This window comes from Streptomyces sp. NPDC020742, from assembly GCF_040641675.1.
GTDB lineage: Bacteria > Actinomycetota > Actinomycetes > Streptomycetales > Streptomycetaceae > Streptomyces.
Genome location: NZ_JBFAEA010000016.1, coordinates 162,733 through 185,896, shown reverse-complemented (window position 1 = coordinate 185,896; position 23,164 = coordinate 162,733). Strand labels below are relative to the sequence as shown.

The following is a 23,164-nucleotide window of genomic DNA, read 5'->3' as shown; positions in this document are numbered from 1 at the left end:
CCGGCCGGCCGACACATCGGCAACAAGGCACAAACGGCCGGTTGGTCTGTGGGTCAGACCGGCTGGAAGAACGCTTCCCGATCCTCGCAGTTGGTCTCCGGTCGCATCCGGGGCTCCCGCCGCATCGCCACCCGGGGCCAGCGGTCCAGGCCCAGTGCCGCCTCCTGGGCGCGTACCGCCCGTAGGCCCGGGGTGAGTTCGTTCCCGTCCAGTACCCGGAAGCCGATCCGGGCGTAGTACGGCGCATTCCACGGCACCTCGGTGAAGGTGGTCAGCGTCACGGCGACCGGGCCGCCGTCCGCCTCCGCCCGGTCGATGAGCGCCCGGCCGATGCCCCGGCGGGCGTGGTCCGGGTGCACCGACACCTGCTCGACATGGGTGCGGCCGTCCACCGGCGCCCAGAGGAGGTAGCCGATCGGACGGCCCTCGGCGTACGCCGCCAACACCCGCCCGGCCCGGTGGAACTCCGTCAGCACGGTGAGCGGCGGCGGCTCGTCGTCCGCGACCGCGGCCATGCCCAGGGCGCGGAACGGCTCCCCGGCGGCGCGTTCCAGGGCGCGGAGGGCGGGCAGGTCGGCGAGGGGCGGGGGATGGATGAGCACCCCGTTAGTGTCACCGGTGCCGGGCGCCGTGACGACCGGGTTTCCGGCGGGGCGGGTGCGGGATGGCGTCCGGCCGTGCGCTGTGGCTGTGTGCTCCGCTCGGCCGATGGGCTCCGTCCGGCCAATGGGCTCCGCCCGGAGGAGGGCTCCGCCCAACCGCGTGCTCGCCCAACCGTGTGCCCGCCCAACCGTGTGCCCGCCCGACCGCGTGCTCGTCGGGCCGTGTGCTCGTCCGGCCGTGCGCTGTGCCCGCCCGCGGCGCCGCCTCGATCGCGGCCCTGGCCGGCAGGCGTAACCGGCCGGCTCAGTCGCCCGCCGCCCCGAACCTGATCAGCTCGTCGGCCGGGTCGTTGACCGGCTGCGGGGTGCCCGTGAGATCCATGACGAACAGCGGGAGGTGCAGCTCGTCGGCGCGTGTCCGGGCGTCGCGGGCGTAGCCGGCGAGCGAGAAGAAGACCGCGAGGGCCGAGTCGTTGAGGCCGTTGAGCCAGACGCATTCGACCTCGCGCAGCTGGGTGGCGCGGGTGGTGGGGTCGACCTGGGCGACCACGCCGGTGCCGCGCAGGTCGACGCCGGAGGCGGTGCGCTCCTGGGTCCGGGCGACGTCGGTGTAGCCCAGCCACTTCAGATACTGCTCGGCGGCGGTGACACAGTCGCGCGCCGTACGGATCGTCACCGGGCGGAAGGCCGGCCGCAGCAGGGCCGGCGGCGGTTCGTCGGTGACCGGGGGCGGTGCCGGCTGCGGTGGTTTCCGGCGCAAGGGGGACGGCGGTACCGGAGGCGCGGGCGCCGGGACGACCGGCACCCGGACGACCGTGCCGCAGGCGCAGCCGGACTCCGGCGCGGGCCACTCGTCCTGCCGGCCGCAGGACTCACAGCGCACCTCGACCCAGGAGGCCTGCCAGGTGCGGTGGAGTATCTCGACGGGCACCCCGCCGCGGAGTACGGGCACGGTCAGCGGGGCCCCGCAGGCGCACGGGAAGGTGGGCGGGGTGAAGGCGTTCTCGCGGCGGCACGTGGGGCACCGCACCGGCACGCTGTCGGCCATGGTCGGCTCCTGGCGGGTAGGGCGGCAGTCGGCTCGGTTGTGCCGCGGTCCCATGGTCCCCCAAAGCCGGTCGGCGGGGGCCGAATCGCGCCGATCACGCCGGATCTCGGGGGTATCTAGGGAGAGCTCAGGGAGAAGTCAGGGGAGCCGGGGCGCGCACGGGGGCGCATGACGGTGCGCCGGGACGCCCCGCCCGGGGACGTTCCAGGGCGCGGAGTCGTGACCGTACGCACTCCGGGCCCATGACCGTGCCCGCGACCGTGACCGCACGCACATGCACCCCGGGCCCGGAACCGTGACCCTGCGCATACGCATACGCATACGCATACGCATACGCATACGCACCCGGGCCCGGAATCCGTGACGTACGCATTCCGGGCCGGTGCCGTGGTACCCGTCCGGCGGCGCGAGAGATGGGCGCGACGGGACATCGCGCCGCCGGACGGAGTCTGGGTGGGGATGGGGGCGGGCCCCGCGGCCGGGGAAGTGACCCGCCCTCCTTGCCGGGCGGGCGCTGCCACCGCACTGGTCTCCCCGGGAACCGCGGGGCCCGCGCCGCCTCTCCGTCCCGGCTGGCCACCCCTCAATGGGCCGGCCGGAACGGACGCGCGGGGTGCTGACCTCCCGTCAGTCCTCGCGCAGTTCGCGGACCCGCTCCTCCACGCGCTTGCCGTAGTCCGGGTCGGCGGCGCGGAAGTGGGCGAGGTTCTTGTCGATCACATCGTCCCGGCCGACCTGGGAGAGGCCGCCGGCGATGTTCTCCACCAGGCGCTTCTTCTCGTCCTCGGACATCAGCCGGTAGAGCTCGCCGGCCTGGAAGAAGTCGTCGTCCTTGGTGTGGGCCGGGGCCTCGTGGGTGCCGGTGTGGCCGGAGACGGCCAGCGGGGCGGAGAGCGGCTGGTCGCTCTGCACCGGGCCGCCGTAGGAGTTCGGCTCGTAGTTCTTGGCGTGCCGGTCGTAGCCGTTGGTGGCCATGAAGCCGTCCCGGCCGTAGTTGTCCGCCCGGCCGCCCGCCACGCCCTTGGGGGCGTTCACCGGCAGCTGGGTGTGGTTGACGCCCAGGCGGTAGCGGTGTGCGTCGGCGTAGGCGAACAGCCGGCCCTGGAGCATCTTGTCCGGGGACGGGCCGATGCCGGGCACGAAGTTGTTCGGCGAGAACGCGGACTGCTCGACCTCGGCGAAGACGTTGTCGGGGTTGCGGTCCAGGACCAGCCGCCCGACCCGTTGGAGCGGGTAGTCGGCGTGCGGCCAGACCTTCGTCAGGTCGAACGGGTTGAAGCGGTAGTGCGCCGCCTCGGCCGCCGGCATGATCTGCACGTACAGGGTCCAGGAGGGGTACACGCCCCGCTCGATGGACTGCAGCAGGTCGGTCTGGTGGCTGTTGGGGTCCTTACCGGACAGCTCGGCGCCCTGCTCGCTGCTCAGGCAGCGGATGCCCTGGTTGGTCTTGAAGTGGTACTTGACGAAGAAGGCCTCGCCCTGGGCGTTCGTCCACTGGTAGGTGTGCGAGCCGTAGCCGTTCATATGGCGGTACGAGGCCGGGATGCCGCGGTCGCCCATCAGCCAGGTGATCTGGTGGGTGGCCTCGGGGGCGTGCGCCCAGAAGTCCCAGACGTTGTCCGGTTCCTGCTTGCCCGTGAAGGGGTCGCGCTTCTGCGAGTGGATGAAGTCCGGGAACTTCAGCGGGTCCTTGATGAAGAACACCGGGGTGTTGTTGCCGACGAGGTCGTAATTGCCCTCCTCGGTGTAGAACTTCAGGGCGAAGCCCCGCGGGTCACGGGCCGCGTCCGGGCCGCCCAGGTTGTCGGCGACGGTGGAGAAGCGGAGGAAGGTCTCGGTCCGCTTGCCGACGGCGCCGAGGAAGTCGGCGCGGGTGAAGGCGGTGACGTCGTCGGTCACCTCGAAGTAGCCGTACGCGCCGGAGCCGCGGGCGTGCACCACGCGCTCGGGGATGCGCTCACGGTTGAAGCGGGCGAGCTTCTCCAGCAGGTGCTGGTCCTGGAGAATGATCGGGCCGCCGACGCCGGCGGTTGAAGAGTTCTGGTTGTCGGCGACGGGGGCGCCAGCCTCCGTAGTGAGAACGCGCGCCGTCGGCGTGGGCTTCGACATGGTGACCTTCCGTACGAGAGCGCGGAAGTTGGCTTCCGCGTGTCGGAGCGTAAGAAGCGCCCCGACCAGACGTCAACAGTTTGTTGAAACAATCCTGGGTGGGCGATCCGGGCGGTGGCCGCGCCTGGGCGCGACAGGACAGGTGTCAGCGCGGCCACCGCCCGGAAGCAGGGGGAAGCCCTACGGCGTACTGCTGGCTGGGGCGTCGGACCTCCACGTGGACCGGACGCCGGGGGGAGACGGCCTCGGTCAGCCCTCGGTGTGCTGCCCGGAGAGGCGCTCGACGCCGCGCAGCAGGGCGGAGTGGTCCAGGCCGCCGTCGCCCTGGGCGCGCAGGGAGGCGACCAGGCCGGCGACGACCGTGCCGACGGGCAGGGCGGCGCCGACGGTGCGGGCGGCGTCGGTGACGATGCCCATGTCCTTGTGGTGGAGGTCGATGCGGAAGCCGGGGGCGAAGTCGCGGTGCGTGAAGTTGTCCTTCTTGCGGGTCAGGACGGTGGAGCCGGCCAGGCCGCCGTTCAGCACGTCGAGGGCGGCGGTGAGGTCGACGCCGGACTTCTCCAGGAAGACCACGGCTTCGGCACAGGCCTGGATGTTGATGGCGACGATGAGCTGGTTGGCGGCCTTGACGGTCTGGCCGGAGCCGTGCGGGCCGCACCGCACGATGGTCTTGCCCAGGGCCTCGAAGAGCGGGCGGGCGGCGTAGAAATCGTCCTGTTCGCCGCCGACCATGATGGACAGGACGGCCTCGATGGCGCCGGCCTCGCCACCGGAGACGGGCGCGTCCAGCACGCGGATGCCCTTGGCGCCGGCGGCCTGTGCCAGGTCGATGGAGGTCTGTGGGGTGATGGAGGACATGTCGATCAGCAGGGCGCCGTGCCGGGCGTTGTCCAGGATGCCGTCGGGCCCGTAGGCGATGGCCTCGACCTGGGGGGAGGCGGGCACCATGGTGATGATGACGTCGGCGTCGGCGACCGCCTGGGCGAGGGAGCCGGCCGCGGTGCCGCCGGCGCGGGCGAGGCGGTCGAGCTTGTCGGCCTCCAGGGTGTAGCCGGTGACCTGGTAGCCGGCCTTGAGCAGGTTCTCGGCCATGGGGGAGCCCATGATGCCCAGACCGATCCACGCGATCTTGGGAAGGTTGCTCATCGGTCTCTCTTTCGCAGTGCTTGCTGGGGGATTCGCCGTGCCGGCCGGGGCACTTGCTGACCTGGCCGGGTCCCGGGGGCGTACGCCGCGCCGGGCGGGCCGGGGACGTGCCGGGCGGGTCGGGTGCCCGAACCGGCCGGGGGTGCCCGCGGTGCGCGTCGGGTCAGGAGCCGGCCGCGCGCCGGTCGGCCGGCAGCCAGTCGAAGGCGTCGGCGCTGGGCCGGTCCCCGGGCTTGTACTCCAGGCCGATCCAGCCGTCGTAACCGTTCTTCCGGAGGCGGTCGGTCAGCGCGGCGAGGTCGAGGGATCCGGTGCCGGGGGCCCCGCGGCCGGGGTTGTCGGCGATCTGCACGTGGGCGGTCCGGTCGGTGTAGCGGTCGATGACCTCGTCCAGGTCCTCGCTGTTCATCGACAGGTGGTAGAGGTCCATCAGGAACCGGGCGTTGTCCAGTCCGGTGGCCGCGTTCACCGCGTCGACGACCTCGACCGCCTTCGGTGCGCTGACGATCGGGCAGTGCGGCGACTCCGGCGCGTTGAGCGCCTCGATCAGCACGGTCCCGTCCACCTCGGCCACCGCCCGGGCGGCGAAGGCGAGGTTCTCCCGCGCCAGCGCGTCCTGTTCGGCCTCCGTCGCCCCCGGTACGCGGTTGCCGTACAGGGCGTTGAAGGTGGTGCAGCCCAGCGACGCCCCGAAGGCCACCGCCACCGGGACGTTGGCCCGGAACCGCTCCGACTCCGCGCCCGGCACCGACAGCGCGCCCCGGTCCGGTCCCGGTAGCTGCCCCGCATAGAAGTTCAGCCCCACCAGGCGGGTACCCGCCTCCTCCAGAGCCGTCCGCAGCGCCGTCAGCTCCGACTCCTCGGGAACCGGCGCGTCCACCCAGGGCCACCACAGCTCCACCGCCGTGAAGCCCGCCGCCCGCGCGGCCGCCGGCCGCTCCAGCAACGGAAGCTCGGTGAACAGGATCGACAGATTGACGTTGAAGCGCATGTCGGTGAAACCCATCAGGCCCCGCGCTCCTTCCGGATAGTGGAACTGTTTTTCTGCTTAATGGAACACTGCCTCTCGGGTTCGGAGCGTGTCAAGGGGGTCTGAGGGCAATTTCTGGTGGCCGGGCCGAACCGCGCGTAGGTTGAGCGGCGTGCGATTGAGAGTTGAGTTCACGACGGAGCCGTTCGACCTGGACGAGGCGCCGGCGCATGCGGTGGTGGCCCGGGACGTGGTCACCGGCGCCGCGCTGGACGCCGTCGACGTCGGGCCGTTCGGCAATACCGCCGAGGGTGACGCCGACCGGGTGCTCGATGCGGTCTCTGCCCTGCTGCGCGAGACCTTGCAGGCCGGCGCCACCCGGGTGTCCCTGCAGGTCAATGTGATCGGCGAGGCCGGGGAAGCCGCGCGGGGCGAGGGGGCGGCGACATGACCGGGCCCGCCGACCACCCGTTCGTGCAGGCGGTCAAGCCGCTGGTGGACGCGATGGGCGGGCAGATGGTCGCGCCGGACCTGGCCGAGGGTGACGACGTGGTGCTGGCCTGGGAGGGGCAGGACCGGGTGGCCGTGCGGCTGCCCCACCTCTCGGACTCGCTCGACCACCTCCTCGCCGAGCTCCAGCGTCGGCACGGCATGCCACTGTCGGAGCTGGACCGCAAGACCAAGCAGACGGTGGTGCGGATCCTGGAGAGTCGCGGCGCGTTCTCCGTCCGGCATGGTGTGGAGACCGTCGCCAGCGCCCTCGGGGTGAGTAGATTCACCGTCTACAACTACTTGAACAGGGAGAACGCCGCGAAGGACGCCGACTGAGGCGCACCGGCGAAGATCCCCGCCGCGACCGCCGGAGCCGTCGTCCCGCAGCACGGGACGGCGGCTTTTGCGTTGCCGAGTTTTCAACAAAGTGTTGACGTGCTGTTGCCGGGGGGTCTTAGCTGTTTCCAGCCAAGCAGAGCCGTCCAGCACCAGGCCACGGAGGCTTCCCGTGTCGTCGACCCACCCGCGCCCGGCGGGGGACACCCCTGTGCCCCCGCCGGGGCTCGCCCGGTTCAACGCCGCCGATGACGGTACGGCCCGGGCCGTACTGCACGAGGCGTGCGCCAGCCGGGCATGGGGGAGCAAGGTCCTCGCCCAGCGCCCGTACGCCACCGCCGATGCCCTGTTCGCCGCCAGCGACGCCGCCATGGCGGAGCTGACCGCGGAGGACCTGGCGGAGGCGATGGCGGGACACCCGCCGATCGGCCGGCCCACGCCGGGCGATGCGACCTCGCACCGCGAACAGCGCGGGATGGCCGGCGCCTCCGACGCGCTCAAGGCCGAGATGCTCGAACTCAACCTGGCCTACCAGGACAAGTTCGGGCACGTCTTCCTGATCTGCGCCTCCGGTAGGACCGGGGAGCAGATGCGTGACGCGGTCCGTAACAGGATCGACAACACGCCGGAACAGGAACGCGAGATCGTCCGGGGGGAGCTCGGCAAGATCAACCGTATTCGCCTGGCCCGTATCGCGGAGCACGCAGAAGGAGACGCACCATGAGCAGCGAGACGGCCGCAGCGACGTCGGTGTCCACCCACATCCTGGACACCAGCGTGGGCCGCCCCGCGGAGGGCGTCGCCCTCACGCTCTCGGTGCGCTCCGGCAGCGCCGGTGCCTGGACCGCCCACGGCGCGTCCCGCACCGACGCGGACGGCCGCTGCAAGGACCTGCCGGTCCTGCCCGACGGCACCACCCACGTACGCCTGGCCTTCGAGACCGAGGCGTACTTCGTCCACAAGCAAGCCGAGGAACAGCAGGACGCCCCCGCGCTACGGGACAGCGGAGCCTTCTTCCCGGAGGTGGCGATCACCTTCGCCGTCACGCCGGGCGAGCACTACCACGTACCGCTGCTGCTCAACCCGTTCGGCTACTCCGTATACCGAGGGAGCTAGCACCGACATGACCGCCCAATCCCGCCCGGTGATTCTCGGCCAGAACCAGTACGGCAAAGCGGAGAACCGCGTCGTCAAGATCACCCGCGATGGCGCCACCCACCACATCAAGGACCTGAACGTCTCCGTCTCGCTCTCCGGCGACCTGGAGGAGGTCCACCTCTCCGGCTCCAACGCCCACTGCCTGCCCACCGACACCACCAAGAACACCGTGTACGCCTTCGCTAAGGAGTACGGGATCGAGTCGGCCGAGCAGTTCGGCATCCACCTGGCCCGGCACTTCGTGACCAGCCAGGAGCCGATCAAGCGGGCCCGCATCCGGATCGAGGAGTACGCCTGGGACCGGATCGAGACCTCCGACGCCAACTCCCGCTTCATCGGCGCCGACGAGGTCAAGCACTCCTTCGTCCGCAAGGGCCAGGAGGTCCGCCTCACCGAGATCACCTACGACGGTGAGCAGTGGCAGGTCATCTCCGGCCTGAAGGACCTGGTGGTGATGAACTCCACCAACTCGGAGTTCTGGGGCTACATCAAGGACAAGTACACGACGCTCAAGGAGGCCTACGACCGCATCCTCGCCACCGAGGTGTCCGGCCGCTGGCGGTTCAACTGGACCGACGACGAGCAGCGGATGCCCAACTGGGAGCGGTCCTACGAGCAGGTGAAGAAGCACCTGCTGCACGCCTTCGCCGAGACCTACAGCCTCTCGCTCCAGCAGAGCCTGTACCAAATGGGTTCGCGCATCATCAACCACCGCTCCGAGATCGACGAGGTGCGGTTCTCCCTCCCGAACAAGCACCACTTCCTGGTGGATCTGGAGCCGTTCGGGCTGACGAACGACACCGCCGACGGCGCCGTCTACTACGCGGCGGACCGCCCGTACGGCCTGATCGAAGCCACCGTTCTGCGCGACGGTGTCGAGCCGCGGATCCCGGTGGATCTGACGAACCTCTGACGGCTCCGACGCCGCGCCGTGCCGCGCGTCCCCTCCTCACCGTAGGGGGAGGGGACGCGGAACCCGAGGGGAACGACCCATGGCACAGCCATCGCACGTCCCGCACCACCCCCCGTCCCCGGTCCACCCGGTGGACGAGAAGCCGGCCGTCGGGCGGCTCGTCCCGGCCGCACTGCAGCACATCGCCGCCATGTACGCCGGCGTCGTCACCCCTCCGCTCATCATCGGCCAGGCCGTCGGCCTGGATACCGCCGGCCGGACCCGGCTGATCGCCGCCGGCCTGCTCATCGCCGGGCTCGCCACCCTCCTGCAGACGCTCGGCCTGGGGACCTTCGCCGGCAACCGGCTGCCCTTCGTCAACGCTGCCAGCTCCGCCGGCATCGCCCCGATGCTCGCCATCGCCGAGACCACCGCCAAGGGCCACCAACTCCCCGCCATCTACGGGGCGGTGATGGTCTCCGGTGTCTTCTGCCTGGCGGTCGGACCGTTCTTCGGCAGACTGCTGCGCTTCTTCCCGCCGCTGGTCACCGGCGTGGTGATCACCCTCATCGGGGTGACGCTGATGCCGGTACCGGTCCGCTGGGCCCAGGGCGGCGATACCCACGCGCCCGACTTCGGCGCCCCGCAGAACCTCGCCCTGGCCGCCTTCACCCTGGTGGTGATCCTGCTGATCCAGCGGTTCGCCCGGGGCTTCGTCAAGCAGATCGCGCTGCTGATCGGCCTGGTCGTCGGCACCCTGGCGGCGATCCCCAGCGGGATGGCGAACGTCGACGCGCTGCGCTCCGCCCCGGTGGCCGCGCTGCCCACCCCGTTCGCCTTCGGCGCGCCGGAGTTCCAACCCGCGGCGATCCTCTCGCTGTGCATCGTGATGCTGGTGCTGATGACGGAGTCGTCCGCCGGCATGCTGGCCCTCGGGGAGATCTGCGACCGGCCGACCACCGGCGCCACCCTCACCCGCGGACTGCGCACCGACGGCCTGGCCTCCCTGCTCGGCCCGGTCTTCGGCGGCTTCCCGACCAGCGCCTTCGCCCAGAACGTCGGGGTGGTCTCGCTGACCCGGGTGCGCAGCCGGTACGTCGTCGCGCTGGCCGGCGGCACCCTGCTGGTCCTCGGTGCGTTCCCCGTCCTGGGCGCCGTGGTCTCCCTGGTGCCGATGCCGGTGCTCGGCGGCGCGGGTATCGTCCTGTTCGGGTCGATCGCGGTCAGCGGAATCCGTACGCTCTCCGAGGCCGGCCTGGACGACAGCTCCAACATCATCCTGGTGGCGGTCTCCCTCGGCGCGGGCATCATCCCGCTCGCCGCCCCCACCTTCTACGCGGCCTTCCCGGCCTGGGCACAGACCGTGCTCGGCTCCGGCATCAGCGCCGGGGCGCTGACGGCGGTCCTGCTGAACCTGTTCTTCCACCATCTCGGCACCCGGAGCCGTTCCACGGTTCCGGCACTCAAATCTTCCTAGGGTCCTGCCGTGCCCTCCCCCGCGGACACCGCACCGCGTCCCGGGGGCGCCCCATCGCCACGAGAAGAGAAGAGGAAGCACGATGGCACCATCGGCAGCCCAGCGCCTCGTCATTGAGAACTGCGCGATCGCGACCGTCGACGCCCACGACACCGAGTACGCCTCCGGGCACGTCGTCGTCGCCGACCGCAGGATCGAGTCCGTCGGACCGGGCAAGGCCCCCGAGGGCCTTGCGAACGTGGTCCGCCGGATCGACGCCACCGGCCACCTGGTCACCCCGGGCCTGGTCAACACCCACCACCACTTCTACCAGTGGATCACCCGCGGCCTGGCCACCGACCACAACCTCTTCAACTGGCTGGTCGCGCTCTACCCGACCTGGTCCCGCATCGACGAGGAGATGGTGCGCGCGGCCGCGCAGGGCTCGCTGGCGATGATGGCCCGCGGCGGCGTCACCACCGCCATGGACCACCACTACGTCTACCCGCAGGGCTCCGGCGACCTGTCCGGCGCCATCATCCGGGCCGCCGCCGACATGGGCGTCCGCTTCACCCTGGCCCGCGGCTCCATGGACCGCAGCGAGAAGGACGGCGGGCTGCCGCCGGACTTCGCGGTGGAGACCCTCGAAGGCGCCCTGGCCGCCACCGAGGAGACCGTCACGGCGCACCACGACGCCTCCTTCGACGCGATGACCCAGGTCGCGGTGGCCCCCTGCTCGCCGTTCTCCATCTCCACCGAACTCCTCCGCGAGGGCGCTGCACTCGCCCGCCGGCTCGGCGTACGGATGCACACCCACGGCTCGGAGACGGTCGAGGAGGAGAAGTTCTGCCACGAGCTGTTCGGCATGGGCCCCACCGACTACTTCGAGTCCACCGGCTGGCTCGGCGAGGACGTGTGGATGGCGCACTGCGTCCACATGAACGACTCCGACATCGCCGCCTTTGCCCGCACCAGGACCGGTGTCGCGCACTGCCCGTCGTCCAACGCCCGACTGGCCGCCGGCATCGCCCGGGTCCCCGACATGCTCGCCGCCGGCGTACCGGTCGGCCTGGGCGTCGACGGCACCGCCTCCAACGAGTCCGGCGAACTCCACACCGAGCTGCGCAACGCCCTGCTCATCAACCGCCTCGGCGCGCACAAGGAGGCGGCGCTGAACGCCCGTCAGGCGCTGCGACTGGGCACCTTCGGCGGGGCGCAGGTCCTCGGTCGGGCCACCCAGATCGGCTCGTTGGAGCCGGGCAAGCTCGCCGACCTGGTGCTCTGGAAGCTGGACACGCTCGCCCACTCCTCCATCGCCGACCCGGTGACCGCCCTGGTCTTCGGTGCCGCGGCGCCGGTCACCCTCTCCCTCGTCAACGGCCGGCCGGTCGTCGAGCACGGCCGGCTGCTGCACGTCGACGAGGACGCCCTCGCCCGCACCACGCGGGCCGAGGCCCAGCGCCTGGCCCGGATCGCCGCCGGGGGCTGACCCCCACGGCACGGTCCGTACGGCCGGCACACCCCCAGACCCGGCCGGGAGGGACGGCTCCCGGCCGGTCCTGTGGATCCGAGCGGGGTCCACAGGAAGCCGGACCCCGGGGGCGCGGGATCCTCCGCACCCCCGGGCCCGGTCGGCATCCCCGCCGCCGTCCACGCGCCACAAGCGCGGCCCCGTGCAACACCGCTCACCCGGCGACTACTCGCACCTCGCACCACATGGCACGCCCTCCGTGACAGCCTCGCACCGCCGGCCCCGGCGGCGCAGAAATCGACAGGAGGCCCGCAGTGGCCGCAATCACCGGGCAGAAGCCGGAGGCGGACCGGAAGCATCCGGTCGATGAGACCCTCCCGCCCTTGAAGATGTTCACCAGCGGCCTGCAGCATGTGGCCGCGATGTACGCGGGCGTGGTCGCCCCGCCGATGATCGTGGGGCCGGCCTGCGGGCTGAGCGCCACCGAGACCGCCTTCCTGATGGGCGCGAGCCTCTTCACCGCCGGCATCGCCACCCTGCTGCAGACCCTCGGCTTCTGGAAGGTCGGCGCCCGACTGCCCTTCGTCAACGGCGTCTCGTTCGCCGGGGTGACCCCCATGGTCGCCATCGGCAAGGCCCAGAGCCCGCACCACGCGCTGCCGGTGATCTTCGGTGCGGTGATCGTCGCCGGGGTGCTCGGCTTTCTGCTCGCCCCCTACTTCTCCAAGCTCGTACGGTTCTTCCCACCGGTGGTCACCGGCACCGTCATCACCCTGATCGGTGTCTCGCTGCTGCCGGTCGCGTTCAACTGGTCCCAGGGCGGCAACTCCCGTGCCCCGGACTACGGTTCCCTGACGAATATCGGGATGGCCGCGCTGACCTTCCTGATCGTGCTGGTGCTGCGCCGGGTGCTGCGCGGCTTCCTCCAACAGATCGCCATCCTGCTCGGCCTGGTGGCCGGCACCCTGATCGCCGTCCCCGTGGGCATCACCGACTTCTCCACCCTGGCCAAGGCGGACCTGATCGGCTTCCCGACGCCGTTCCACTTCGGCGCCCCACAGTTCGACCTCGCCGCGATCGTCTCGATGTGCATCGTGATGCTGGTCTGTATGACCGAGTCGACCGCCGACATGCTCGCCCTCGGCCGGATCGTCGACCGCCCGGCCGATGAGCGCACCATCGAGGGCGGGCTGCGCGCCGACACCCTCGGCACCGCCCTCAGTCCGTTCTTCAACGGCTTCGCCAACAGCGCCTTCGCCCAGAACATCGGCCTGGTCGCGATGACCAAGGTGCGCAGCCGCTACGTGGTGGCGACCAGCGGGCTGATTCTGCTGGTGCTCGGCCTGTCCCCGGTGGCCGCCTCGGTCATCTCGCTGGTCCCGCTGCCGGTCCTGGGTGGGGCGGGCATCGTCCTGTTCGGGTCGGTGGCCGCCAGCGGCATCCAGACCCTGGCCTCCGCCGCGATGGAGAAGGGCGACAACGCCCTGATCGTCGCGGCCTCGGTCGGCGTCGGGCTGATCCCGATCGCCGCACCGGACTTCTACCACCACCTGCCCAAGAACCTGCTGGTCGTCCTGGACTCCGGCATCAGCACCGGCTGTCTGGTCGCCATCGTCCTCAACCTCGCCTTCAACCACCTCGGCCAGGGCGCCGCCCGGGAGGCGGCGGTCCCACCCGGCGCGGACCCGCAGATCCCGCCACCGCCCGGCCGCGGGGCGGCGGACGACCCCGGGGAGACCGTGTCGGCGTCCGCGTAGGAGCTGAAAGAGCGGCCGCAAGCGGGGCCGAACACGCCCGCCGCACGGTGTCGGCCCGGCCGGTCCCGCCCCGGCCGGTCCCGCCGTCCGCCTCCTGCTGTTTCACCGACCCGCCCCGCACGTCCACAAGGCGTCGGGGCGGGTCGGTGGGTCGCTGGTTCCGGGCCACGCCGTCGCACGCTCCCGACTCAACGTCCCTGGTCGGTCGTTGCCCGCCCCAGCCGACGGTCGGGACGGGCGTTCCCATCCCTGAAAACGCAAGCGGCCCGACGCGGTGTCTCCACCACTGGACGGGCCTAACCACTGATCGGAGTCGCGGACGCTCGGGCCGAAGGCCGGCTGTAAGGGCTGGCAGCGATTGCGAGGGCGCATAGCAGGGGCGCCCCGCCATCCGCCATGGCGGAACGACGAACAGGCGGGGCAGCGTGGGGTGTCAGCTCGCGGTCACGCCCAGGTGAGGCGTTGCCCGTCGGGGCCGACGTGCAGCCGCATACGGTCGGCCTGCGGGCGCCCGTCCGCCTGCCAGTGTGCAAGGTGCTCGGTGATCTCGTCCCACAGGCGCGCCGCGCCGCCCTGCCGCACCATCCACCGCGCGCTGTCTTGGTAGACGACCGCCCATGACTCGGCGTCCACGTCGATCACGACGTGTTCCGCCCGGCCGTCCCGTTCCAGCGTGAGCCGCTGCGCGCGCGGCGCAGCGAACTGCGCGACGAATCGGGCTGCCCAGTCGTCGAGCACATCCGCGCCCAGCTCTGCGGGCATCGCGTCGCCCTCGCTGAGGTTCGGCAGCATCCCGAGCGGGGGCGGAAGGTGCGGACGGGCCAGCATGAACGAGACCTGACCGCCGAGAACCGGGCCGCTTGCCGTGCCATCGTCGGCGACCGTGAGCTGCACGAGTTCGGATGCGTGCATCCACCCGCCGACCGTGACCAGGACCTCACCGCCGGGCCGTGTCTGCGCGAGCCAGTCAGCCGGCACGGTGTGCACGCTGCACGTAGCGATCACGCGGTCATACGGGCTGCCCTCCTTGTAGCCCCCCAGGCCGTCACCGACCACGCGGGTAGGCCAGTATCCGGCGCCCGCGAGGGCCATTCCGGCACGGGCGGACACTTCCGCGTCGACCTCGACCGTGGCCACGTTGTCCTCGCCGACGACATGGCAGAGCAGCGCGGTTGAGTAGCCCGTGCCCGTGCCGATCTCAAGGACGCGCGTCGCCTCGGTCGCCCGCAGGTCTTCGAGCATCCGCACGACCAGACTCGGCAGGGTGGACGACGACGACGGGGCCGCGGTGATGCGCCCCTCGACCTGGTCAGGGAAGACGCCCCCGGCGACCTGCGTCACGAGGGTGTCGTCTTCGTAGATCCGCGCGAGTCCTTCCGGGGAGTCCCCGGCCGCGGGTCGGTACCAACCGCCCTCTTCGTACTCGAACCAGCCGTGCGAGAGGAACGCCTCGCGGGGCACCGTCATGACAGCCGCCTCCCATTCGGGGCTGCGCAGCGCGCCGGACTTGGACAGGCGGCGCGCGAGGTGGGCCCGTAGGTGTTCCGAGTGCAGGGGGTCAGTCATGCTGACTCGCTCCGTTCTCCAACAGGTCGGCGATAGCGATCGTGATGGGCAGTCCGGCCGCGTCTTCGAGCCACGCCCATTGGCCATTGGGGTTGCACTCCAGGAACCACCATGCACCGTCCGCGGTCACGGCGAAGTCGAAGGCGCCGAAGTACAGCCCGAATTCGGCGAGGAACTGCGCCAGCGCCCCGGTTAACTCGTTCGGGCAGGCGACCGGCTCATAGGTCAAGCTCTGGTACTCGGCTCTCCAGTCCACGACCCCGGGTGGCGCGGTGATTTGCGCCGCGAACACCTGCTCGCCGACGACGACCGCGCGCACGTCCGCCACCTTGGGCACCTGCGCTTGGAACAGGTGCGCGCTGTGGCTCACCGCGCCGTCGATCTCGCCCGCCTCGACCGGCGCGGCCCAGATTCCGGCGGGCTCGCCCTCGACCTCATACGCCCCCGCGTGCAACGGCTTGTAGATCGTCGGCTGTTCGGAACGGAACTGCTTGGCCTCCCCCGGGTCGTTGGTGATGAGGGTGGCCGGGACCGTGAGTCCTACGCGGGTCGCGGCGTCCAACTGCGCGGGCTTGTACTCAGCCCTCGCGATGGCTTGTGGGTGACTCAGGTACAGGCACCCCGGCAGCGCCCCCAGCACGCCGCCCAGGCCGCGCCGGTTCTCCTGCGCAGCGAACCGGGCCGCCTGCTCGCCGCTGATTGTCGGGTAGGGGCTCGGCCGACGGTGGTACAGGGCGCGTACGGCGGAAAGGTCGGCCGTACGCTCCCCGATCGTCAGTCGACCGTCCCATCCCTCCCCAGACTTCGTCCGGGAGGTGCCCCCAGCCCCGATGTATGCGGCGAGCACCACGGGCGCCGGGAAGTCGCGCCCCGGGTCGAACCGGAGGACGGGCACCCGGCGCCGGTTCAACTCGGCGATGACCAGATCAGCGGTTGCGTCCTCGTACTCCGTGCAGACCAGCACCGGGCGTCCGTCCATGGCGCTACCCCCTAGTCCTGTGTCGCGTCATGGCCGGAGTCAGGGTCCTGCTTCCCGTCCTTGCTGACCTGCGTGGGCGGGTAGGTGTTCACGCTGGTGCCGTGCTTGCCAAGCTCAGCCGGCGTCATCGCTCCGTCCTCCCCGATCCATCGGCCCGTCTGCGTCGCCGGGTCGATGCCCGCGTACCGCCACGGCGAGGGAGAACCGTTGCGCAGCGGAGCCATACGGCGCAGCCCCCAGGGGGCCGGTCCGGTGATCTCTGTACCTGCGAGGTTCGTTTGCAAGTCTCCTCCTTGGTCGCTTCGTACGGTGGTGTGGTGCAGGACCCGCTCCGGCAGGCGCTCGACCTGTCCAAAGGTTGCGGGCGGAAGGATCCCGCCGGGACGGGGTGGTGCACTGCATTTTGCTACCCGCCCGACTGTCGCGGTCCTTCTTTCGCAGCCGGACGGGGGTCTGGTAGCGAGGGTGTGTCACATCCTGCTCACTTACTTACATTTGTCCTTCGCCGTGACGTACTCCGGCCCGCACTTATAGACACCATCCGGAGCACCGGAAGCGCGAATAAGCGTGGCGTCGTGCGTCGTGCATTTCGGCTGTCCGCCAGCGTCTTGACCATCGGCGTTACACGGCACTTCCTGCTGGGACATGGCGCCTTTCCTAGTTGTGATGGAGCCCCGCCCCCTTGCCGGGGCCTTTCGAACGGGCAGCATCGGCAAGGGCATCCGGCAAGGGGGCGGGAGTTTATGGCGGTCGCCTGGCCTGTTCGCCCCAACACCTGGCGACCGCCTTGCGCTCCTCATGTCGTCCCCGCCCTTGGACACGGAGACTGGGGCCTTCGCGGGGGTTGTGTGGGCCCTCTACGGGGAGCGCGCCCGGCCATGACCAAGCCGGGGGTTATGCCCCGCTCCCTGGCATGGTGGCCCAGGGAGCGAGTGTTCATCAGTTCGTCAGAGCGATGAACACGACGAAGAGAACGGCTGCCCCTTCACACAGCGCCAGGAGGCCACCAACGAGAAAGCCGTCCATCGTGGCTCGCACGCGCGTCGCCGCCCCCGCTTGTGGTCGTTCACGATGCGGGCCAGGTCCTTCGCCGTCCCAGCGCCGACACGGCCCAGATAGATTCGAATCTCTCCGTCGGCCATCTCGGTGAGCATCATCGCTGGCAGTCGCATGTTCGCCTCAGCAAGGGCACGTTGAAGATCGTGCAGAGCCTGCAGTGCCGCCCGGATGGCCGTACGTGTCTCGGCAGTCATCGCTGATACCCCGCATGCTCCGGATGGTGCCGAAGTTCGATGTTCAGATCGGCCACCTTTGACGTGTCGCCTCGCGCCTCCGCTAACTGTCTCTGATGCACCAGGGCCTGGCACACATCGCACTCCGCCGCAGGCTTCGGGTGGGGCTGGGGTTCGCTGAGCTGTACGGGTGGGTTCAGGCTGCCGGACACGGCTTGCTCCTCTCCGTAGTGCTTCCACTACCGGGGAGCCTCAGCGTGGCCTACAGTCAGGGACCATTCAACTTGTCATTTGCGGATGGAAGGATCGTGAACGCCCTTTGAATCGCAACGAGTTGAACCCGGACGCCTCCCCGCAGGCGGCCTACGGAGCGCGCCTACGCAGTCTGCGAGAGGCGCGCGGCTGGACTCAAGAGGACCTGGCCGAACTCGCGGAATATTCCAGCGTGCATATTTCCGCAGTCGAAAATGGTCGGAAGCCTCCAACCCTCCGGTTCTCGCGTAGCGTGGACCGCGTCTTCGCCCTTGAGGGCACAGCAGACTCGTTCGAGCGTGAGTACCGCGAGATCCGGCACGGCAGCCTGCTGGAGGGGTTCCCGGAGTACGTCAAGTACGAGAGCCGGGCGGCAGAGATTCGGCTGTACGAAATCGGGATCATCCCTGGGCTTCTACAGACACCGGAGTACGCCCGGGTCCTGGCAGGGAGCGCCCTACGGCGTGGGGCAATCACACCCGAGCAAGCAGCCGAGCGGGTCTCCTTCCTGGCTGAGCGGCAGGCCGCGCTAGTACGGCCCCGCCCTCCCATGATGCTGGTGGTGATGGACGAGAGTTGTATCCGTAGATGTGTCGGCGGCCATGAGGTCATGGGAGCGCAGTTGGCGCGACTGGCCGAGTTCGCCGAGCTGCCGAACACCGTGCTCCAGATCGCCCCGTACGACATAGGGGAGCGCCGCCCGTTCAACCTCCCGATGAACTTGCTGACGCTGTCGGACCTGTCCGTGATCGCGTACGCCGAATCCCAGATTCGGGGACACCTAGAACGCGAGACGACAGCCGTACTGCCTCTGTTGACGGCCTACCATCAATTACAGGCCGAGGCGCTGTCGCAGGCGGCATCGATGGCCATGATCAACGAGGCACGAAAGGGCACCCCGTGACGACCACGACCTACTCCCCCCGATGGTTCAAGTCCTCCTATAGCGACAACGGCGGTAACTGCATCGAGGTCGCTGCCGGCATCCCCGGTGTCGTCCCGGTCCGCGACAGCAAGGACTCGCACGGCCCGGCGCTCAACTTCTCAGCGAACGGTTGGTCGTCGTTCGTCGCTGCCGTCAAGGGTGGGGAGTTCCCCGCCTGAACCCGCAGCAGACCCTGAGTAACCGGCCCTCGCCACCCGGCGAGGGCCGTTGTCATGTCGGCACACGGGGAACCGCCTACTGCCACCAGTGCGACGGGTTGACAGCGAGGGTTAGCGAAGACGAACCCCGACAGTCCGCGGCCGTGCCTCAAGGTCAGTTACCTTGGCCGCGCACACGAACTCGACTTCAGGGCAGGGCACTTCCGCCTCGACGGCAACCCGAGTCTCTCCGAGGTGTATGTCGCTCTCTTGGTCGCTGAGTACGTCGGTCTGTAGAACGGCAGATGACCGACGGGGCGTGGGTAGTCGCCGAGGATGGCGTCACTCGGCTCGCCTCGGCAGCTCGTGCCCCTCAATGACATGAGCAGCCCGGGCCGTGAACCCTCCGAACGCCTCAGTGAAACTCGATGCTTGCTCGCGTTCCTCTTCGAGAAACCGTCCCACCGGCTCTGCCCCTTGCTCAGCCGCCCCCAGACTGCGAGATAGGGTTCCGAGCCGGCCATTGAGTGCCTGCACCACATCGGTTGTGATGTCGACCAGCGCCTGAGGGCCCAGTACACGGATCCTCGAAGCGCACTTGTACGCCGCACGTATGAGGTCCTTGGCCTCACGGAGGCTGGCCAGAGCCTCCTCAGCCTCGTCTACTGCTTCCTGACTGGTTTCGTTGGACCGACCGCTCAAGGCGCTCCGCAGTGCGGAAATACTCGCCCGCCCATGGATCAGCGCATGGTGCGCCTCCTCGACTTCGTCGATGAATGTGGCGTATAGCTCAGCCCGCTCTGTCCAAACAGCCTTCGCATATTCAATCTGCCCCGTGGCACGGGTCTGCTGCCTCACTCCGAGGTACGTCAGCCCCGATGCGCCCAAGGTCCCTACGACTCCAACTGCCGCACCCAGCACGGCTGCCATCCCCTGATCCATGCAGGCATCCTGCCCATCACGACGATCTGTCACGGTGGTTTCTCGCAGACATAGACGTCGATTCATTTGGTGCGTCGTCGGTAGCTGATGAGGGCTGCGGCTATGCCGACGAAGGCGAGGAAGTGCTCGGCCTTGCGTTCGTAGCGGCGGTGCAGGCGTCGGCATTCGGTAAGCCAGGACGCGGTCGACTCCACGACCCAGCGGCGGTGCACCAGATGCTGCGACGTCTCGCTGCCCTTGCGCGCGATGTGGTGCCGGATCCCTCGCCCATGGAGCCGTCGCCGCAAGTGGTCGTAGTCGTAGTCCTTGTCCGCGTGGATTTTGGCCGGGCGTCGACGTCGTGGGCCGCGGTGGGCACGGACCGGTGGGATACCGCACACGAGCGGCTTCAGACCGAGACCGTCGGGCATTTTGGCGCCGGAGAGGCCCAGTGACAGCGGCAGCCCGTTCCGGTCCGAGATCAGGTGAATCGTCGATCCATTCTTGCCGATCGGCCGGATTCAACCCGGTCAGTGGCCCCTTTCGCCGCCTTGATGCTGACCGAGTCGATCGCGCACCGCGACCAGTCCAGTTCGCCGCGGGTGCCGAGTTCGTCGAGGATGACGCGGTGGAGCCGGGCCCAGACTCTCTCCCGGCTCCATGAGCGAAACCGCCGGTAGACCGTCTGCCAGCCCGGCCCGAAGACCGGTGTGGGGGCTGCCGCCACGTGCAGCCTGAGGTGGCCACGAAGAAGATGGCCGCCAGAGCCTCGCGGTCTTCTGCCCGTCGACGACGCCCGCCCTGCCGACGCATAGCCTCGGTTGGAGGCACCACCCTCCGAAACTGTCTCTACAACTCCTCCGGCACCCGCTGCTCAACCAGATTCGCCATGAACGGTTTGACGACCATACGCCCCAAGAGAAACGACGCCTTAAGGCCCTTGCCCGCTGGTTGCCCGCCCCAGCAGCCCGCCGAGCAGTCCGCGGATCCCCGGGCCCGGATCGAACTCCTCGTCAGGGAAGGAGAGTTGGTGGAGCACCACGCCGTCCAGGTAGTCACAGAGGACCTCGCAGTGCCGTCGCGGTGCCGGTGAGCCGAACCGCCGCAGCCACTCCGTGCCCCAGTCCAGGACGGCCTCCCGGCCGCGGGTGAGCGTCGGACGGAGTTCCGGCCGGGTCATGGACTCCAGGTAGAGGGCGAACCGGGCGGCGGTCCTCGCCCGCGCGGGACCGGTGGCGTACCGCAGGAACCGGGCGACCGCATCGGCGAGTTCACCGGCGTCCGCCGGCGCGGCCCCGGCAGCGAAGCGCTCCCAGTCGTGCCGCTCCCGCGCCTGGAGGTGGTCGAGGATCCCGTCGATCAGGGCCGTCCGGTTGCGGAAGTAGTTGGAGGCGGTGCCGGGCGGGACCCCCGCGGCGGCGTCCACCGCCTGGTAGGTGAGCCGGCGGGCCCCCTCGCTCCCGAGGACCCCGATCGCCGCCTCCAGTACCTGCTCCCGCCGCCGTGCCACTCCCGCCCCTGCCTCATGCCGCTCGCCACCACTGACCACTACCTCTGTAGTAAGGCGCCACTATAGGGCCGGTACGCGCCGCCCTGACCGGTCACAGAGTCTGCGCGCTTCCCGGCCACGTGGGGTGTCCGGGTATCCGGTGCCCTACCGGCGGACGGTGTTATTACAGTGAATGCGCCAGTTGCCGGCGATCCACCGACCACATGAGGTAATTGCGAACCATGTCGACCGAAACGTTTGAGTTCCAGGTAGAGGCCCGTCAGCTGCTCCAGTTGATGATCCACTCGATCTACTCGAACAAGGACGTCTTCCTCCGTGAGCTCGTCTCCAACGCCTCCGACGCGCTGGACAAGCTGCGCCTGGCCGCGCTGCGGGACGACTCACTCGACGCCGACGTCTCCGACCTGCACATCGAGCTCGAAATCGACAAGGACGCCCGTACGCTCACCGTGCGGGACAACGGCATCGGGATGTCGTACGACGAGGTCGGACAGCTCATCGGCACGATCGCCAACTCGGGCACCGCCGAGTTCCTGCGGGAGCTGCGGGAGGCGAAGGACGCGGCCGGTGCGGAGGGGCTGATCGGTCAGTTCGGCGTCGGCTTCTACTCCGGCTTTATGGTGGCCGACGAGGTCACCCTGCTGACGCGGCGCGCGGGCGAGGAGAAGGGCACCCGCTGGACGTCCCGCGGCGAGGGCACGTACACGCTGGAGGAGGGCGTCGAGGCGCCCCAGGGCTCCTCGGTCACGCTGCACCTCAAGCCGGCCGACCCCGACAACCAGCTGCACGACTACACCTCGGTGTGGAAGATCAAGGAGATCGTCAAGCGCTACTCGGACTTCATCACCTGGCCCGTCAGGCTGGTCGGGGAGCCGGCGGACGAGGGTGACGGGCCGGCCGAACCCGAGACGCTGAACTCGATGAAGGCGCTGTGGGCGCGCTCCCGCGACGAGGTGTCCGAGGACGAGTACCACGAGCTGTACAAGCACATCAGCCACGACTGGCGGGACCCGCTGGAGACCGTCCAGATGCAGGCCGAGGGGACGTTCGAGTACCAGGCCCTGCTGTTCGTCCCGGCGCACGCCCCGCACGACCTGTTCACCCAGAACTACAAGCGCGGGGTGCAGCTGTATGTGAAGCGCGTGTTCATCATGGACGACTGCGAGGCGCTGCTGCCGCCGTACCTCCGCTTCGTCAAGGGCGTGGTCGACGCGCAGGACCTCTCGCTGAACGTGTCCCGCGAGATCCTGCAGCAGGACCGGCACATCCAGCTGATGCAGCGTCGGCTGACGAAGAAGGTGCTGTCGTCGGTCAAGAGCATGATGGCGGGCGACGACGAGCGCTACGCCACGTTCTGGCGGGAGTTTGGCGCGGTGCTGAAGGAAGGACTGGTCACCGACTCCGACAACCGCGACGCCCTGCTCGCGGTGTCGTCGTTCGCGACCACGCACGGCGAGGACGAGACGGTCACGCTCAAGCAGTACGTGGAGCGGATGCGGGACGGTCAGGAGGCCATTTACTACATCACCGGCGAGTCCCGGCAGAGCATCGACAACTCCCCGCACATGGAGGCCTTCCGGGAGCGGGGCATCGAGGTGCTCCTGCTCACGGACGCCGTCGACGAGGTGTGGGTCGACGCGGTCGGCGAGTTCGACGGCAAGCGGCTGCAGTCGATCGCCAAGGGGGAGATCGACCTCGATGCGCAGGGCGACGAGAAGCCCGAGGGCGAGCGGGAGAAGCAGACCGAGGAGTACGCGGGTCTGCTCGGCTGGATGGGGGAGCGGCTGGACGAGGACGTCAAGGAGGTCCGGCTGTCGTCGCGCCTGACGGTGTCGCCGGCCTGCGTCGTCGCCGACGCGCACGACCTGACACCGGCGCTGGAGAACATGTACCGGGCCATGGGGCAGGAGGTGCCGCGCACCAAGCGCATCCTCGAACTCAACCCCGACCACCAGCTGGTGAAGGGCCTGAACCAGGCGTACAAGGAGCGCGAGGACCGCTCCGAGCTCACCGAGACGGCCGAACTGCTCTACTCCCTGGCCGTCTTGGCGGAGGGCGGCCGGCCGTCCGACCCCGCGCACTTCGTGAAGGTGGTGGCGGACCGCCTGGAGCGCACCCTGTGATCACCGTCCGCTCCACGACCGGCGGGTAGCACCTCGGCAAGGCCGGGGCGTAGCACGGAGG

At 69.8% G+C, this 23,164-nt stretch carries 22 protein-coding genes and 1 pseudogene; 11 read left to right on the top strand and 12 right to left on the bottom strand.

All coding sequences use genetic code 11. The annotated features are described in order from the left end of the window. Positions 1-53 precede the first annotated feature (53 nt). From AB0G84_RS25380 to AB0G84_RS25360, 5 genes are all read right to left on the bottom strand, one after another. Complete coding sequence (locus AB0G84_RS25380; RefSeq protein ID WP_361325010.1) at positions 54-602, bottom strand: GNAT family N-acetyltransferase; 549 nt, start codon at positions 600-602, stop codon at positions 54-56. 304 nt (positions 603-906) lie between these two features. After that, positions 907-1,650 (bottom strand): hypothetical protein, encoded by a 744-nt coding sequence (locus AB0G84_RS25375; RefSeq protein WP_361325007.1) that lies wholly within the window; start codon positions 1,648-1,650, stop codon positions 907-909. Between the two features lie 627 nt (positions 1,651-2,277). Continuing rightward, positions 2,278-3,759, bottom strand: a complete 1,482-nt coding sequence (locus tag AB0G84_RS25370; protein ID WP_361325004.1) for a catalase — start codon at positions 3,757-3,759, stop codon at positions 2,278-2,280. Positions 3,760-4,008: 249 nt separating this feature from the next. After that, positions 4,009-4,905, bottom strand: a complete 897-nt coding sequence (locus AB0G84_RS25365) for a 2-hydroxy-3-oxopropionate reductase (protein ID WP_361325001.1) — start codon at positions 4,903-4,905, stop codon at positions 4,009-4,011. 163 nt (positions 4,906-5,068) lie between these two features. Continuing rightward, entirely contained in the window at positions 5,069-5,911 is an 843-nt protein-coding gene (locus AB0G84_RS25360; RefSeq protein WP_361324998.1) for a TIM barrel protein, read from the bottom strand. A 136-nt stretch (positions 5,912-6,047) separates the two neighbouring features. Between AB0G84_RS25360 and AB0G84_RS25355 the strand changes: the two genes are divergently transcribed. The 8 genes from AB0G84_RS25355 to AB0G84_RS25320 all read left to right on the top strand — a co-directional run bounded on the left by AB0G84_RS25355 (position 6,048) and on the right by AB0G84_RS25320 (position 13,437). Beyond that, positions 6,048-6,326 carry a hypothetical protein gene (locus AB0G84_RS25355; protein ID WP_361324995.1) on the top strand — a complete coding sequence of 93 codons (279 nt, stop codon included), beginning with the start codon at positions 6,048-6,050 and terminating at the stop codon, positions 6,324-6,326. Next, entirely contained in the window at positions 6,323-6,703 is a 381-nt protein-coding gene (locus AB0G84_RS25350) for a helix-turn-helix domain-containing protein (protein ID WP_361324992.1), read from the top strand. Before AB0G84_RS25355 ends, AB0G84_RS25350 begins: the two co-directional genes overlap by 4 nt. 211 nt (positions 6,704-6,914) lie before the next feature. Beyond that, complete coding sequence (gene uraD, locus AB0G84_RS25345; protein WP_361325040.1) at positions 6,915-7,427, top strand: 2-oxo-4-hydroxy-4-carboxy-5-ureidoimidazoline decarboxylase; 513 nt, start codon at positions 6,915-6,917, stop codon at positions 7,425-7,427. Further along, entirely contained in the window at positions 7,424-7,819 is a 396-nt protein-coding gene (gene uraH, locus AB0G84_RS25340; RefSeq protein WP_361324989.1) for a hydroxyisourate hydrolase, read from the top strand. Before uraD ends, uraH begins: the two co-directional genes overlap by 4 nt. Before the next feature lie 7 nt (positions 7,820-7,826). Continuing rightward, a complete protein-coding gene (gene pucL / locus AB0G84_RS25335; RefSeq protein ID WP_361324986.1) occupies positions 7,827-8,774 on the top strand; it encodes a factor-independent urate hydroxylase in 948 nt (315 codons plus the stop codon). A gap of 79 nt (positions 8,775-8,853) precedes the next feature. Then, positions 8,854-10,230: a nucleobase:cation symporter-2 family protein gene (locus tag AB0G84_RS25330; protein ID WP_361324983.1), complete on the top strand. Its 1,377-nt coding sequence runs from the start codon at positions 8,854-8,856 to the stop codon at positions 10,228-10,230. 82 nt (positions 10,231-10,312) lie between these two features. Beyond that, positions 10,313-11,698 carry an 8-oxoguanine deaminase gene (locus AB0G84_RS25325; protein WP_361324980.1) on the top strand — a complete coding sequence of 462 codons (1,386 nt, stop codon included), beginning with the start codon at positions 10,313-10,315 and terminating at the stop codon, positions 11,696-11,698. 296 nt (positions 11,699-11,994) lie between these two features. Then, the gene (locus tag AB0G84_RS25320) at positions 11,995-13,437 is read left to right on the top strand and encodes a nucleobase:cation symporter-2 family protein (protein WP_361324977.1); all 1,443 of its coding nucleotides are present in this window, start codon (positions 11,995-11,997) and stop codon (positions 13,435-13,437) included. Positions 13,438-13,881: 444 nt separating this feature from the next. Here AB0G84_RS25320 and tgmC read toward each other — a convergent pair whose 3' ends face one another. From tgmC to AB0G84_RS25300, 4 genes are all read right to left on the bottom strand, one after another. Next, positions 13,882-15,003, bottom strand: a complete 1,122-nt coding sequence (gene tgmC, locus AB0G84_RS25315; protein ID WP_361324974.1) for an ATP-grasp peptide maturase system methyltransferase — start codon at positions 15,001-15,003, stop codon at positions 13,882-13,884. Next, on the bottom strand, positions 14,996-15,982 hold the full coding sequence (tgmB, locus tag AB0G84_RS25310; RefSeq protein WP_361324971.1) for an ATP-grasp ribosomal peptide maturase: 987 nt from the start codon (positions 15,980-15,982) through the stop codon (positions 14,996-14,998). The genes tgmC and tgmB overlap by 8 nt, the downstream gene beginning before the upstream one ends. An 11-nt stretch (positions 15,983-15,993) precedes the next feature. Further along, positions 15,994-16,266: a putative ATP-grasp-modified RiPP gene (gene tgmA / locus AB0G84_RS25305; protein ID WP_361324969.1), complete on the bottom strand. Its 273-nt coding sequence runs from the start codon at positions 16,264-16,266 to the stop codon at positions 15,994-15,996. Between the two features lie 663 nt (positions 16,267-16,929). Beyond that, positions 16,930-17,235, bottom strand: coding sequence for a hypothetical protein (locus tag AB0G84_RS25300; RefSeq protein WP_361324966.1), 306 nt, complete (start codon positions 17,233-17,235; stop codon positions 16,930-16,932). A gap of 298 nt (positions 17,236-17,533) precedes the next feature. Between AB0G84_RS25300 and AB0G84_RS25295 the strand changes: the two genes are divergently transcribed. Both AB0G84_RS25295 and AB0G84_RS25290 read left to right on the top strand, forming a co-directional pair. Beyond that, positions 17,534-18,370, top strand: a complete 837-nt coding sequence (locus AB0G84_RS25295) for a helix-turn-helix transcriptional regulator (protein WP_361324963.1) — start codon at positions 17,534-17,536, stop codon at positions 18,368-18,370. Then, positions 18,367-18,570, top strand: a complete 204-nt coding sequence (locus AB0G84_RS25290) for a DUF397 domain-containing protein (protein WP_361324960.1) — start codon at positions 18,367-18,369, stop codon at positions 18,568-18,570. Before AB0G84_RS25295 ends, AB0G84_RS25290 begins: the two co-directional genes overlap by 4 nt. A 321-nt stretch (positions 18,571-18,891) precedes the next feature. On the opposite strand, the gene AB0G84_RS25285 is transcribed toward AB0G84_RS25290, so the two are convergent. The 3 genes and pseudogenes from AB0G84_RS25285 to AB0G84_RS25275 all read right to left on the bottom strand — a co-directional run bounded on the left by AB0G84_RS25285 (position 18,892) and on the right by AB0G84_RS25275 (position 20,980). Then, on the bottom strand, positions 18,892-19,491 hold the full coding sequence (locus AB0G84_RS25285; RefSeq protein WP_361324957.1) for a hypothetical protein: 600 nt from the start codon (positions 19,489-19,491) through the stop codon (positions 18,892-18,894). Between the two features lie 62 nt (positions 19,492-19,553). Then, positions 19,554-20,304: pseudogene (locus AB0G84_RS25280) on the bottom strand (IS5 family transposase). 97 nt (positions 20,305-20,401) lie between these two features. Then, positions 20,402-20,980: a TetR family transcriptional regulator gene (locus AB0G84_RS25275; protein ID WP_361324954.1), complete on the bottom strand. Its 579-nt coding sequence runs from the start codon at positions 20,978-20,980 to the stop codon at positions 20,402-20,404. Between the two features lie 221 nt (positions 20,981-21,201). Between AB0G84_RS25275 and htpG the strand changes: the two genes are divergently transcribed. Then, complete coding sequence (htpG, locus tag AB0G84_RS25270; protein WP_361324951.1) at positions 21,202-23,103, top strand: molecular chaperone HtpG; 1,902 nt, start codon at positions 21,202-21,204, stop codon at positions 23,101-23,103. Positions 23,104-23,164: the final 61 nt, after the last annotated feature.

Bases quoted from the DNA above. Each gene is read 5' to 3' on its own strand.
- AB0G84_RS25325 (WP_361324980.1), top strand. From the start codon at position 10,313: ATGGCACCATCGGCAGCCCAGCGCCTCGTCATTGAGAACTGCGCGATC.
- AB0G84_RS25285 (WP_361324957.1), bottom strand. From the start codon at position 19,491: ATGGATCAGGGGATGGCAGCCGTGCTGGGTGCGGCAGTTGGAGTCGTA.
- AB0G84_RS25370 (WP_361325004.1), bottom strand. From the start codon at position 3,759: ATGTCGAAGCCCACGCCGACGGCGCGCGTTCTCACTACGGAGGCTGGC.
- tgmB (WP_361324971.1), bottom strand. From the start codon at position 15,982: ATGGACGGACGCCCGGTGCTGGTCTGCACGGAGTACGAGGACGCAACC.
- tgmC (WP_361324974.1), bottom strand. From the start codon at position 15,003: ATGACTGACCCCCTGCACTCGGAACACCTACGGGCCCACCTCGCGCGC.
- htpG (WP_361324951.1), top strand. From the start codon at position 21,202: ATGTCGACCGAAACGTTTGAGTTCCAGGTAGAGGCCCGTCAGCTGCTC.
- uraH (WP_361324989.1), top strand. From the start codon at position 7,424: ATGAGCAGCGAGACGGCCGCAGCGACGTCGGTGTCCACCCACATCCTG.
- AB0G84_RS25330 (WP_361324983.1), top strand. From the start codon at position 8,854: ATGGCACAGCCATCGCACGTCCCGCACCACCCCCCGTCCCCGGTCCAC.
- AB0G84_RS25350 (WP_361324992.1), top strand. From the start codon at position 6,323: ATGACCGGGCCCGCCGACCACCCGTTCGTGCAGGCGGTCAAGCCGCTG.
- AB0G84_RS25360 (WP_361324998.1), bottom strand. From the start codon at position 5,911: ATGGGTTTCACCGACATGCGCTTCAACGTCAATCTGTCGATCCTGTTC.
- AB0G84_RS25365 (WP_361325001.1), bottom strand. From the start codon at position 4,905: ATGAGCAACCTTCCCAAGATCGCGTGGATCGGTCTGGGCATCATGGGC.
- AB0G84_RS25300 (WP_361324966.1), bottom strand. From the start codon at position 17,235: ATGACTGCCGAGACACGTACGGCCATCCGGGCGGCACTGCAGGCTCTG.
- AB0G84_RS25375 (WP_361325007.1), bottom strand. From the start codon at position 1,650: ATGGCCGACAGCGTGCCGGTGCGGTGCCCCACGTGCCGCCGCGAGAAC.
- pucL (WP_361324986.1), top strand. From the start codon at position 7,827: ATGACCGCCCAATCCCGCCCGGTGATTCTCGGCCAGAACCAGTACGGC.